The sequence below is a fragment of the Wandonia sp. genome, assembly GCF_984588085.1.
In genome coordinates this window covers 24,709-38,195 of record NZ_CFIGVI010000027.1, presented here as the reverse complement: position 1 = coordinate 38,195, position 13,487 = coordinate 24,709, and the positions used below count along the sequence as shown (strand labels likewise).

Here is a 13,487-nt window from a genome sequence, read left to right as displayed (position 1 = left end):
ATAAATTCTCTTTTCACCCACATACAGTTTATCCAAATTAGGAACAAAATCATCAGAAGCGGGAAATACTCCCAAATCAATTCTCTCCTCATCCTCTCCAAGCATAGAAACAGTCTCAATGGCAATCTCCAAGTCCTGTTTCTTCATGTAATCATTGAATCTGCTATTGTAATCCAGGTAAACAGTTTTATCCTCCATAGTTATCGGATTACCACTTCTTGACGTTTTACTTCGGCTGTCCGAAAAAACATCCCCATCTCTACTGAAACGCAGAGTTTTATTTCCTAAAATAATATTTTCAGCAGACAACATTGAAATATTAATCAAAAATTCGTTCTTGCTATTTACTAATACCGATTTTATAGAAATATTGGAAGAATTATCATCTTCAACATTTACATTCAAAAACTCTTCTACATCTATCGTCTTTAGTAATTCAAGTTCTTTTGTCTTTTCATCGAAAACAAAAAACTCCATTTCTCTAATCCCTGTCATACCAATTTCTTCCTGATGTGGTTTTGTCCCATTACAATTTATCAGTACCTGCTCTCCATTATTCGTTGAGTAAAAATTAGGATATACATAAGAATAACTGGTACTTGTCGGAATTAAAGGTTTTATCCCTTCATCTTCTGTGACAATCATAGTCTCAATTCCATCGTACACTGTAGATTTTTTCGACCAGGTTCGGGCGGTAAAAATCACAGAGTTATTACCCGCAATAATTTTAATCCGTCCCATTTTCTTTTTCAAAGTCGAAAATGTGAACTCATTTGTCCAAATCACGTTAAAATGCAAATCAGTTTTTAATACAGAGTACCCTGTATTCTTAGCCTTATGTTGCATCAGTGTTTTGTATACGATCAGAAAACCACTATCATCTGCAGATTTTTTAACTGCGAATTTAACACTCCACCGCTGGTATGGAATTGCTGCGGGTCTTTCTCCCTCAAAGTAGGTAGACTTCAACTTATCATTTACAGCAACTATGGTCTTCTCTTCTCCTTCCAAGCTTAACGATACTACATCAAATTTGCGAACTGTTAAACTCTCCTTCACCTCTTCGGGATTATACCTGGCAAACAAAAAGTATAGCTCACCATTTACCTTCTGTATATCAACGATATAATCATACCCAACAAGCGTTGACTCAATGGTTTTCTTCTCAAGTAAATGCATCGCATTATCGAAAACATACACACCAAGTTCGGTCTTTGCTTTATGCGTAAACCACAGAACCTTTCCGTCCTCCAAATCAACAAATCGCATTGTACTGATATGATCCGGAAAAACCTCAAAATCATCACTTGGCCTAACAATTTCCTGCGTAAACGAAGAGACTGATAGCAACAGAAGAAAAACCAAGGCTATATTTTTCATTTCAAGATACTTCTACTCCAAAATTACTTTTATAATACGATCCTTCTTTTTCTTGACGTATAACTCAAGGAGCAATGTCTTTTCATCAGTAGCAACCATTCGATTAACGGAAAATTGATACCCGCCGATTTTAGGTCCATTTCCTTTAAAAATATCCCTCATATCAAATAGAGAAAACTGCTCCATATCACCACTATGATTGTCAATTCTATATCCCGTAAAAAATCCTCCCTGACCGTTCGCATGTCTGGCAGGCGCCTTCTCCTCATCTAATCCCAGGTTTTTAACATTATCCAAAAAGAATACGTAGTGAAAATCATCTGTTTGGTGATATTTTATCGAAAGTTCTCCTTTATAGTTAGGTATTAAAGTCGCCAATCTGGATTTCTGATTTTTAGGTATCTTTTTCATAAAAACAAGTTCTCCTTCTTTATCAAACTTAGCGACAAACACATCCTCAAAGTAATAATCATAGTTGACATTTCTACTTGCGCCAATACTCATCCCTCCCACAACACTCACAACTTGCTCAATATGAAATTGTTCACAAACAATTACCGAACCTCCATCCGGAGTTGCTGCAATATTTCTTAGTTTCAAATAAGGAATTCCCAGTTTTCCTACTTCATCTCTTCTTTCGTTTCTTCGTGCTTCGTGAGCTTTAGAGTACAGATTAATAACTTCTATAGGAAATTTAGTATAACTTATATCGCTACTCTCTCCTAAGTTCTTTTTGATCGGCATACTAAAAACTCCTACAGCATCCAAATTCGCAACAGATTTCAATTTCATCCAAACTCCCCAAAAAGTTCCATTCTTTCTCTGTAGCCCATCCGAATAGAAACCTGCACAGATCAAATTTCCATTCTGATCCGGTATCAATGCAGCATTTGTTACCAATAAATTATCCAAAGCAACAGTATACTTCACAAAATCTTTGTCATTAACAGGCAAATTGTATATAGACATTTCAAAATTAGGATCCCCATTCTCTGTTTTGAAATGTTTCTTCTTTCCAAAATACTCTCTCACCAATATATACAATCCTCCTTCTTCATCAAGCGCATAGTCCAGCTGATCTGCTGACTTATAATTATATGGTAAATCTATTGTTCGCAATTCCGTGTGCACAGATAAGTCCTTGTCTAAAAGAATGACATTCAAAACTTCTTTCTCCGAACCATACTGGTAGGTAATCGCCAAAAATTTCTTTGCATGATCCTGAACAATAAAAAATTTCTCTGCGTTAGAAGCTGAGAATTGATAGTTGTTATCCGCCCAGGCACCAAAAAAAGGAGCATATACTTTAGCATCTGCCTTCACCAGTAGTTTGTTACCCCCAGTAAATTCACCCGAAAAATCAAACACTCGCATATACAAGTCATTTCCTTCGGAATTCTCTTTCGAAGAAAAGAAAAACACGAGTTGATCACCATGCTCCAAAACACTCTCCAATTGAGACTTTGCGGGAAAGTCTGAATACGTTTTTCTGCTCTTTTCGTCCATGGTAGAAGCATCGAAAGTCTGAATAATAGCCTCTCTCCCCGTCCACTTAAATGCAAGCAGTTTATTATCTCTTGAGAAGTAAAGTTTATTTTTTGCATCTACCACTTTATGTCCCTCACTTACTTCATAGGGAATATCAATTACCTTGCTAACCTGAGCAACCGCATTATATCCCGACAGGATCATAAAGAGAAACAAAGCACTTTTCAAAAGAAAATTTCTCATAACTGAAATTATTATAGTTTAATAAAAAATGGTCTTGTTTGTGTTGTATTCCCAGGGTATCTCATCTGTTTTCTTAACCGTACATCTCCAACTAAAACTCCGGGGAGAAGCTCATTTATATCACTTAAATAGGGTGCCAGTTTATCAGATGCAGTAAACGTTTTCAACACTTTTTTATTCACTGCTCCTTCTCTATCAATGGATACTACAACTAAATCGATTGACTTTACCAGAACATCTTTCGGCAAAATAAGCTCCGGAGTATATGCTCCTGTTTTTTCACGATTATCAATGTTGTCATAATATACAATATGAACCATATCGTCATAGAAAAAGGTATTTCGTAAAGCTAAATCAGGAAACTCCGAAATCATAGGAATAAAAGCCTTAGAAATAATCTCTCCTTTTGGTGATAGTGAAAACACTATTGAATGTAAATCTGATCTATTAGCAGCACCTTGGGCTTCAGAGTAATAATAATAGTTTTGTTCAAGTACAACAAAATATCCACCATCTGCTCTGGGGTATACTTTTTTTACGCTTGGGTTATAGAGTCCCGGAATTTCATTTTTATTCTTTTTAAGTTCTAAGATTTTGGTCGCTCTATTGCCCAAAAACATGCTCCAGTCTTCTTCCGTAAAATCATACGTCAGTTTTTCTTCAAAACGATTCTGCTCAATATCGAAAATAAAAATCCGTAACTGTTGATACTTATGATAATTAAACGATTTTTCAGATGGCTCATATCCTCCTACCATTCCAATGAAAAAGTTCCCGTTATCCATTTGAGAAAAACGACTTACCGACCTCTCAAGCGATGAAAAGTCCTGCGTATACTCTTTAATATCATTCCTTGAAATTCTATATATTGAATATTCTTCTTCATCAACATCATACGCAAACAACTCGTCTTCAAACATACAGTATGCCAGAAAAGCATACTTGCCTGTTCTTTCAACCGGAATAAGCAACTCTTTTGTATACAACTCCTCAAGATCCTTTCCATAAAAACGCACTGTGGCATAAAAAGCATCCTTAGCCAGTTGTTGCTCTACTGTCTCATAAATAATTGCCAGATTTGTCTTCTCCTTGTTTTGGACAATTTTATACTTTCTGCCATCAAATTGAGAAATCGGTGATGTAATATAATTTCCGTTTATCCCTGAAGACAAACGCTCCCCCTCAATAACGATTAACTCGTCACCGTCTCTATCCATTTCAAGTCCTGAATCATCCCATTTATGGGCTTTCAATACTTCTTTCTCATTCTCCTTATCATAATATGCAACGAGCGTATATACATCCCCTGCTAATTCCACATTATCCACAATATATCCAAAGGGACCCAATTCATAGGAATAAACTGATGGTTCTCCTTCTATTTCCAGTTTTTCATTCAGTGGGTTTAGCGCAAAGTTAACTTGACGATTAACGGCTGTAAACCAGGTATATCCATTCTTCGTTTTGATTAACTCTCCATAACCTCTATGTTTTGGTAAAGACGGACCGTTTTCTCCCTCAACATACTGCTGGCTATGTGCGGTAATGATGTTTATACAGAAAAATAAAAAAGTAAGTAACTTAGGATTCATCTCAGAATTTTAAGCCGCGAATATAGCAACATTTTCTGCAATAAACTTGATACTTTTATCTGTTAGACACTCTCTTACAGATCACCTTGACTTCACCAATAACATTCAGCGAACAGTACACGTCTAATAATCAGTTTTTTATTAATAGAAAAAGCAGCTCAAATATTTCTAAGCTGCTTTTAACATTTTACTATAAATGCTATTTACGTTATGACTTCTTTAGAATTTTATTCATCAAAGCTACAAGTCTTTTAGCAGAGATAGCATATGATTCCGCTATACGTGTCCCCGTGTCATAATCAAATCCCATTGCCTGAGATCCCGGTGCTCCGGTAATCGTAAATTCGGCAACAATACCATCCGGATTATCTACTTCTACAATTCGAATAATTGAGTTGGAGCTCGCCGGTTTTTTCATAACCCCAACATTGAATCCGGGTTCGATAAAAGTTGTAACAACAATCATTTTATATTTTGCATCATCTGCATTCGGATTTACTTTAGCATACTGTGAGCCTTTGTTGTATAATTCTATAAATTTCTCCGGAAAGCGAACTTCTTTATCTCTTTCCCAGGATTCAGACCAACTGTCTCCTCTCCCGGGTTCCTTTTCATTATACTCTTCGATTTTCTTCTTCTTGTAATCTTTCTCATTCTTAAATTTTCCAACAGAAAAATCAGAAAAATCGAACTCAAGAAGCATTTCTTTTTCATTCTTGATAGCAGCCGGGTTTCCTTTCGTTAACTTCAATTTCTGAGCGACAACACCCATTGGTAACAGAGAAGCCACCATAAGTATAGCAAATAATTTTTTCATAAGGCATCTTTTTTACCTTCTAAGGTAACTGATTTTCAGTCTCAAAACAAAAAAATATTTACTCCTGAAACTAAATAGGTAATTCGCCTTACAAAAACTATTTTGTACAATACCGGAGAAGATCCGAAACCATCATGGCTGTATTTTTATTACAAAAGACTCTTCAACGGATCGTTCAGCATAATAAACAAATCCTCCATTTTTAAAGGAAACAACTGCGGGATTCCATTTTTCGTATCGCTGAGGTCCCGTTTGGATTTTCATGCTTTCTTCACGTGATAATAACTTTATTCCCGAAAGCTCTTCTGCGATTCGCAACAAAACCAAGTCTACATTCTTTATCCTGTCTTCAGGGATAAAGACAATACCGACCAACTCTCCATTTAATGAGGTAAACTCAGAACGTTTTGACAATTGGTAATGCGGTACTATTTGCGTGTTTACGTCTCCATTTGAATAAGTTGATGCCAAAATGTCTCCAAAAATGGTAGTTGAAGCCGTTCCTGAAGATAGATAACCAATTCGTTCTGCAGTTAAAGAAAAATCAGATTCGCTGTGTACAGTCAGAGTTAGTCGCCCCAAACGGATTGCATTTTTGCTCAATTTATTGGCGACTCTTCCTTTGACATAGTCCATATCCAATTTGCTATCTATTAACACTTCAATCTCACCAGAGTTAACATCCAGACCAAACGCTTTTATTCCCGAAATACTGGTTTTATCTTTCTCTGTTCCAACTGTACCTCCAATAAGCATTGTCTCATCACTAAATGTACCAATTACACATTCGTACAAATTATACTTTTGTAAAGAGACTGAAGACAATGCTTCTCCAGCCGCAGAATAGGTGTTAATACTAAAATAATAATCCTGTGAATTCTCTTTGTTACTATTCATAGACCTTATAAAGTAATTCACCTTAGGCATTCCTCCCCATAAAACACAGTAAACACCTGTATTCATTATCCTAAAATCCTCAATTGTATTCGCTTCCGGTTTTTTTTGTATCTGTTGTTTTGTAGTATGTATCTCATTAAAATCATCCGCGTATGTTCTCACATGGAATCTGTAGTCATCTCTATCCAACTCGCTTGAATTTGTATAAAGAATACCTAAAACTTTAGTATCCGGAGACGTTGCAATCATAATTTCCTCATGCGTGAAATAAGCCTGAAAAGGTTTTCTGTTAATTTCCTTTTCAAATAATTTAATGGCATTAACCTTCTCTCCACTCACGGGATCAATTACATAAGCAAAATAAGATTTTGTTTTCGTCTTATTTTCTATCCGGCTATAAATCAGAACCGCATTCTCCGAAAAGCTTACGATATCAACATACTCAAGATCTTCACTCCCAAGAATTCCTGCCAACTCCACCTGTTTTGTATTGTTTTCATCGTCGACCAAATCCAAAATGGGCTCAAATCCCCCCGGACCTCGTATGGCTTTTTCTCTAAGGACAACGGTATGCTCCCCTACAGTAATCATTTTTATAAACTCTCCCTTGCCTTGTGTCTTTGTTAAATTGACAACCTCCAAATTTTGGGTGTAAACGGAGCTAACGTATGCCAACAATAGCAGGCATGTAAAGAATCTGATCATTTTAGTAAGTAGTAAATTAATAAAGTGGGCAAATATAATAACTCACTAAGCAGTCGAATCCAATTCCAGGGCAGGAAAAAGAAAACCAACACATTTAAAGCTTCCTGTTAAATTCCATCCACAAAAAAAGGAGCACCTAACGGTGCTCCTTTACTATATTTCAATACTATACTCTACGAATTCAACGCTTCAGCACCACCAACGATCTCAAGGATCTCAGCTGTAATAGCTGCCTGACGTGCCTTGTTGTATTCAAGTGTCAATGCACGCTTCATAGCTCCGGCATTATCCGTTGCTTTGTGCATCGCTGTCATACGTGCACCATGCTCAGATGCCCATGAATCCAAAATGCCTTTGAATAATTGTATACGAATCGTCTTTGGTATAATATCCTCAACAATCTCCTGTTTATTTGGTTCAAAGATATATTCTGTCCCCAGATCTTTTGCCTCTTCAGCAGGAACAATAGGCAAAAGTTGCTCTATCGTAACCTTTTGTACCGCTGCATTCACAAACTGGTTGTATACAATAACTACTTTATCATAGTTTCCGGCAATGAACTTGTCTGTCAAAAGATCAGCTAGTTCAGCAACTCGCTCGAATGTAAGATCATTGAATAACTCTTCAAGGTTATTCGGAAGTTCTTCATCCTTGTTGATAAAAGAAGAGTTCTTGAACGCGTCCTTTACCTTCTTTCCTATCGGAAGAATAGATACAGCGGCAGTACCATTGTGTTCATTCAACAATGCGTTTACACGCTTGATAATATTGTTGTTGAACCCACCACACAAACCTCTGTTCGAAGTAATCGGAACGATCAACACATTCTTTTCTTCCCGCACTTCCGAAAAAGGATTCTCGGAGAGGTCAAGTGTTGCACTCAGATTTCCTAAAATATCTCTCAGCTTTTCAGCATAAGGTCGCATCTGAACGATGGAATCCTGAGCCCGCTTCAATTTCGCAGCAGAAACCATTTTCATGGCAGAGGTAATCTGCATGGTCGAACCAACCGACTGGATTCTGTTACGTATTTCTTTTAAGTTTGCCATTTATCTGAAACTTGATTACTTTACCGATTAGTATTTTTCTGAAAGTTCAACTGCAACTTTCGCTAATACATCAGTCAAATCATCATTGATTTTACCTGCTTTCAACTGATCCAACACGTCTCTGTGTTTTGCATCAAGGTAATTCAGGTACTCCTTTTCAAATTCTTTTACTTTGTTAACAGGTACGTTCTTTAACAATCCTTTTGTTCCTACATAGATAATAGCGACCTGCTTTTCTACTGACATCGGGTCTCCTTCTCTTTGTTTAAGGATCTCAACGTTTCTTGAACCTTTGTCCAACACTGATTTTGTAGCAGCATCTAAATCAGAACCAAACTTAGCGAATGCTTCCAACTCACGATATTGTGCCTGATCCAACTTCAATGTACCGGATACTTTTTTCATCGACTTGATCTGTGCAGAACCTCCAACACGTGATACAGAGATACCTACGTTAATCGCTGGTCTTACACCTGAGTTAAACAGGTCTGTTTCAAGGAAAATCTGACCATCCGTAATCGAAATAACGTTTGTTGGGATATACGCCGATACGTCACCCGCCTGTGTTTCAATTATCGGAAGTGCTGTAAGTGATCCTCCTCCTTTTACTACACTCTTTAGTGATGCAGGAAGGTCATTCATTCTCGCAGCAATCTCATCATCGTTAATCACCTTAGCAGCACGTTCCAATAAACGCGAGTGAAGGTAGAAAACGTCTCCAGGATATGCCTCACGACCCGGAGGACGACGAAGCAATAGTGAAACCTCACGATAAGCAACTGCTTGCTTTGAAAGGTCATCAAATACGATCAATGCCGGACGTCCCGTATCACGGAAATACTCTCCGATCGCAGCACCTGCCAAAGGAGCATAAAACTGCATAGGAGCCGGATCAGAAGCGTTTGCTGCAACTACTGTAGTATACGCCATCGCTCCTGCATCTTCCAGTTTCTTAACAATTCCTGCAACCGTTGAACCTTTCTGTCCAACTGCTACATAAATACAATATACTGGTTGACCTGCGTCAAAAAATTCTTTCTGGTTGATGATTGTATCAATCGCCACCGTCGTTTTACCTGTCTGACGGTCACCAATGATCAACTCACGCTGACCTCTTCCGATCGGAATCATTGCATCAATTGCTTTAACTCCTGTCTGAAGCGGCTCGTTTACCGGCTGACGGAAGATAACTCCCGGTGCTTTACGCTCAATAGGCATTTCGAACAACTCGCCAGAGATAGGTCCTTTTCCATCTATCGGATTACCTAACGTATCTACTACACGTCCAACGATTCCTTCTCCAACATTGATAGAAGCAATACGTCCCAAACGTTTAGCCGTATCACCTTCTTTAATTGTAGTGGAACGACCTAAAAGTACGGCTCCTACGTTATCTTCTTCAAGATTCAACGCAATCGCCTGTAGTCCTCCGTCAAACTCAATCAGTTCTCCGTACTGAACTCCGTTCAATCCATAAATACGTGCAATACCGTCACCTACCTGTAGTACGGTACCAATCTCTTGTAGTTCCGCTTCCGAGCGAAATCCTGAAAGCTGTTCTCTTAAAATTGCAGAAACTTCTGCCGGTTTTACATCTGCCATATTACAGTTGTTTTAAAACTTCGACCCCGGTTTTCGGTGTCCTTAAAGTCTTTAATTATCTTGTTAAACGTTGTTTCAAATTATTCAACTGGCTCGATACACTCGCATCAATTCGTATATCTCCCATCTCTACCACAAAGCCTCCTATCAACTCCGGATCGATCTCTTCTCTCAATTCGATATCTCCCTGAATGGAAGGTTTGATTTTCGCCAATATCTGCTCACGAACGGTGTCATCCATCTTGGTAGCAGTCAACACGGTAACCTCAACAATTCCTTTGTGCGTTTTATACTGTTCTATAAAACTGGCTGCAATGAAAGGAAGTAAATTCTCCCGGCGGTTTGCCGTCACCAAAGCTATAAATGAGGAAGTCAGTTGAGCAAAATCCGGAAATACTGTTAGTAATACTTCCTTTTTCTTCGAACTGTTAATCACAGGATTATTCAAAAACAACTGAAACTCCTTTGTCTCTTTCACGGCCTGAGAAAAAGTTATCATATCAGCATAAACCTGTTCCAGTTGATTCTGTTCAATCGACAGATCCAAAAGGGCCTGCGCATATCTCGAAGCTGCTTTTGTTCCTTTCATCTCTCGATTAGTTTAAGCTGATGTCTTCAGCAAGTTTTGAAGCCAATGTCTTTTGTTTCTCGTCAGAAGCCAATTCTCCACGCACGATCTTCTCAGCAATTTCTAAAGAAATAGAAGCCACTTGTGTTTTCAACTCAGAAATAGCTGCTGCTTTCTCAGCGTTAATTGCCGTACGTGCATTTTCCAATTCCTTTTCAGAAAGAGTTTTTGCTTCAGCTTTAGCTTTCTCCATCATTTGATTTGCCGTTTCCTTCGCTTCTCGAATGACTGCGTCACGCTCTGCACGCGCTTCCTTCATCATGCTTTCATTCTGCGCCTGTAACGCTTTCATCTCAGCCTGTGTTTTCTCTGCAGCGCTAATAGCATCCTGAATTTTATTCTCACGCTCTTCAATTCCGGAAAGGATCGGTTTCCAAGCAAACTTTTTCATCACAAGAATGATGATAAGAAGCAGAACTGCCTGCATCGCAAACAATCCAATCGAAAAATCATTAATTAATTTATCCATGTCCTAGGTATATCTGTTCAATTATCTGTTCTGAAATAACCTTACCTTACAACCAACCGTTGCAAGGTAAGGAATTTTGTTTGGATTATTTTCCAAGGATCAAAGCACCAAATGCAAGACCTTCCAAAAGTGCACCGATGATGATCATCGCTGTTTGGATTTTACCTGCTGCTTCCGGCTGACGAGCGATACCTTCCATCGCTTTGCTACCGATCTGACCCAAACCGATACCTCCTCCGATAACGATTAATCCAGCTCCAATTAAATTTAGTGACATACTATTTATTTTGAACGGTTAAAAAATACAACTTAAATTAATGATGATCGTGATCTGCAACGGCAACACCAATGAACAGTGCCGACAACATTGTAAAGATAAATGCCTGCAAGAAAGCAACCAACAATTCGATTAAAAAGATGAACAAAGAAAGCACTAATGACATCCCCGTAGAACCAACCGGCCCAAAGGAAGCTTTCATCAACACCATCAAAGCGATCAAACTCATCATTACTGTGTGTCCTGCCGTAATGTTGGCAAAAAGACGAATCATAAGTGAGAAAGGCTTTGTGAACATCCCCAACACCTCAATTGGTGCCAGAATAATTTTCATTGGCACAGGAACACCCGGCATCCAGAAAATGTGTTTCCAGTAATCTCCGTTTCCGGAAAACTGAACAATAAAGAAGGTAAACAAAGCAAGTACCATCGTTACAGCAATGTTTCCAGTAACGTTAAATCCTAGAGGGGTTAATCCAACAAGATTCAGGATAAAGATGTAAAAGAACACCGTCAACAGGAACCCCATGAAACGCTTATACTTCTTTTCCCCTATATTGGGACGGGCAATCTCATCACGTACATAAAGCACCAAAGGTTCAAGGAAACGACCTACACCTGTTGGTATCGGACCTTTTTTATACGATTTAGCCAGACTTCCGAACAACAACAACATCAACACAAACGCAAAAATAATTCCTACAACATTCTTCGTAACCGAGAAGTCCAAAGGTTTTGCATTTGTAACATGACCTTCATCGTCATAGTCTACCGTCCCCAACTCATCTGTCTTGTAGATTTTTCCGTGGTACAGTTTGTAGTAATTCCCTTTACTTTCAACGATCTCTTCTCCATGATGGAACTTTGAAGACATAAAAACGTGAAGACCGTCATCCCACAAAATTACCGGAAGCGGAAAACCATAATGTTTCCCTGTCTCTCCGTCCGTGAAAAAGATAAAATCATGAGCATCCTGTAAGTGGTGATCAATATAATCCTTTACTTCCTCCGGCGTATCTACCTGTCCGCCACCTTTTCCGTGATGATCTTCTGAACTCCCCGCATACGCGAATCCTCCCGTTACCATCAACACTAAGGCTGTTAAATATCGAAATGATCTCAAAATGACGCCCATAACAATCTATAAAGTATGTGTTATCCAAAAATTTGGTGCAAAAGTACACATTTAATTGTAATTACAAACTTTTTTATCGAATGAAGCTTCTTATTTAAACTCCCGGTCCGGCAACAAACATTTCACCTGCCTTTGCCTCACGTAATTATTGTTTATTTAAAAAGCGAAATACTGCAGCTGATTCTAAAATCATAAAAAGGAATAGAGGTACTATTATCCCCACTTTTCCTGCCATCGTTATCCCTTCTGTTCCCAACGTCGTTTTGTAAAAAAACAGTAGAAAAAAGCCCAGCTTGACCATAATCAATGCTAAAAAAGCCAGGCCTGTTTTATCCGGAACGATTGTGCTTACAAATAATACTATTGAAAAAATAAAAATTGCAGATAGCGCAAAAAACAAATAGACTGCAAATAAACTATAGTTCACACCCGTCTCTGTACTTTGTAATACGTATTGGTGTGTAAAAAATCCCGCTAACAGAAAAAAAACGGAAATAAGACTAAAAACCAGAATCTGCTTGACTTCTTTCGCCTGCATCAGTTGTTCATTTTAATTACTTCCCGAATTACGGAAACGATAGCAATAAAAACTGCTATAAGTGTTACTACTTTAAAATAAGAAAAAGACTCTGAGGGGTATTTGTTATCGAGCCACTCTCCCAACAAACTTCCCAAATAGATCGTAATCCCCATCTGAAGTCCAAGCGAGGTAAATTTAATCCATTGATTTCCGTTTCCCGGTTCTTTGGGAGATTCCATGCCTAAACTTAATAAACAAGATCCTCTTCACGTTGTTCTTCAAGAACTTCATTTTCCGACTTTACCGGTTTACGGTTTTCCTCTGTTTCACCCATACGACAGGCTCCGTTAAACTCCGCACCGTCTTCAATGATTAGTTTTTTTGTTGAAATGTCTCCGTTTATTTTGGCTGTTGCCCGTAAAATCAACAACTCCGAAATAAAAAGATCTCCATCAACGGTTCCTTCTATCTCTGCCTGTTTAGCGTTTACGGTTCCTTTTACCACTCCCTTTGTCCCTAAAACGAGTTTAGCGCCACAATCTATTGTTCCGGTAACCACTCCGTCCAATCGGATACTGGTCAGTGTTTTCAGGTTCCCTGTAATCTCCGCCCCAATTACTAAACGATTCAGGTTTTCCGGACCGTCTAGCATCATCTTCTCTTTCTGTCCCTTAAATACCGCCAT

14 protein-coding genes are annotated in these 13,487 nt (G+C 38.4%); all 14 read right to left on the bottom strand.

Going from position 1 to position 13,487, the window contains the following annotated elements; genetic code table 11:
• A partial coding sequence (locus AC4PL9_RS10710; RefSeq protein WP_491604748.1) for a hypothetical protein occupies positions 1-1,380 on the bottom strand: 1,380 nt, incomplete at its 3' end.
• A gap of 12 nt (positions 1,381-1,392) precedes the next feature.
• On the bottom strand, positions 1,393-3,111 hold the full coding sequence (locus AC4PL9_RS10705; protein ID WP_491604747.1) for a hypothetical protein: 1,719 nt from the start codon (positions 3,109-3,111) through the stop codon (positions 1,393-1,395).
• Positions 3,112-3,122: 11 nt separating this feature from the next.
• A complete protein-coding gene (locus AC4PL9_RS10700; protein WP_491604746.1) occupies positions 3,123-4,703 on the bottom strand; it encodes a hypothetical protein in 1,581 nt (526 codons plus the stop codon).
• 208 nt (positions 4,704-4,911) lie between these two features.
• Positions 4,912-5,520 (bottom strand): hypothetical protein, encoded by a 609-nt coding sequence (locus AC4PL9_RS10695; protein ID WP_491604745.1) that lies wholly within the window; start codon positions 5,518-5,520, stop codon positions 4,912-4,914.
• Positions 5,521-5,652: 132 nt separating this feature from the next.
• On the bottom strand, positions 5,653-7,008 hold the full coding sequence (locus tag AC4PL9_RS10690; RefSeq protein WP_491604744.1) for a hypothetical protein: 1,356 nt from the start codon (positions 7,006-7,008) through the stop codon (positions 5,653-5,655).
• Positions 7,009-7,295: 287 nt separating this feature from the next.
• Positions 7,296-8,171 (bottom strand): ATP synthase F1 subunit gamma, encoded by an 876-nt coding sequence (gene atpG, locus AC4PL9_RS10685; protein WP_491604743.1) that lies wholly within the window; start codon positions 8,169-8,171, stop codon positions 7,296-7,298.
• Positions 8,172-8,198: 27 nt separating this feature from the next.
• Positions 8,199-9,773 (bottom strand): F0F1 ATP synthase subunit alpha, encoded by a 1,575-nt coding sequence (gene atpA / locus AC4PL9_RS10680; RefSeq protein WP_491604742.1) that lies wholly within the window; start codon positions 9,771-9,773, stop codon positions 8,199-8,201.
• Between the two features lie 55 nt (positions 9,774-9,828).
• The gene (atpH, locus tag AC4PL9_RS10675; protein WP_491604741.1) at positions 9,829-10,362 is read right to left on the bottom strand and encodes an ATP synthase F1 subunit delta; all 534 of its coding nucleotides are present in this window, start codon (positions 10,360-10,362) and stop codon (positions 9,829-9,831) included.
• A 7-nt stretch (positions 10,363-10,369) separates the two neighbouring features.
• On the bottom strand, positions 10,370-10,870 hold the full coding sequence (atpF, locus tag AC4PL9_RS10670; RefSeq protein ID WP_491604740.1) for a F0F1 ATP synthase subunit B: 501 nt from the start codon (positions 10,868-10,870) through the stop codon (positions 10,370-10,372).
• An 85-nt stretch (positions 10,871-10,955) separates the two neighbouring features.
• Positions 10,956-11,147: an ATP synthase F0 subunit C gene (gene atpE, locus AC4PL9_RS10665; RefSeq protein ID WP_491604739.1), complete on the bottom strand. Its 192-nt coding sequence runs from the start codon at positions 11,145-11,147 to the stop codon at positions 10,956-10,958.
• Positions 11,148-11,184: 37 nt separating this feature from the next.
• A complete protein-coding gene (gene atpB, locus AC4PL9_RS10660; RefSeq protein WP_491604738.1) occupies positions 11,185-12,234 on the bottom strand; it encodes a F0F1 ATP synthase subunit A in 1,050 nt (349 codons plus the stop codon).
• A 193-nt stretch (positions 12,235-12,427) separates the two neighbouring features.
• Complete coding sequence (locus AC4PL9_RS10655) at positions 12,428-12,820, bottom strand: DUF6168 family protein (RefSeq protein ID WP_491604737.1); 393 nt, start codon at positions 12,818-12,820, stop codon at positions 12,428-12,430.
• A complete protein-coding gene (locus AC4PL9_RS10650; RefSeq protein WP_491604736.1) occupies positions 12,820-13,041 on the bottom strand; it encodes an AtpZ/AtpI family protein in 222 nt (73 codons plus the stop codon). The genes AC4PL9_RS10655 and AC4PL9_RS10650 overlap by 1 nt, the downstream gene beginning before the upstream one ends.
• Before the next feature lie 8 nt (positions 13,042-13,049).
• On the bottom strand, positions 13,050-13,487 hold the full coding sequence (locus AC4PL9_RS10645; protein ID WP_491604735.1) for a bactofilin family protein: 438 nt from the start codon (positions 13,485-13,487) through the stop codon (positions 13,050-13,052).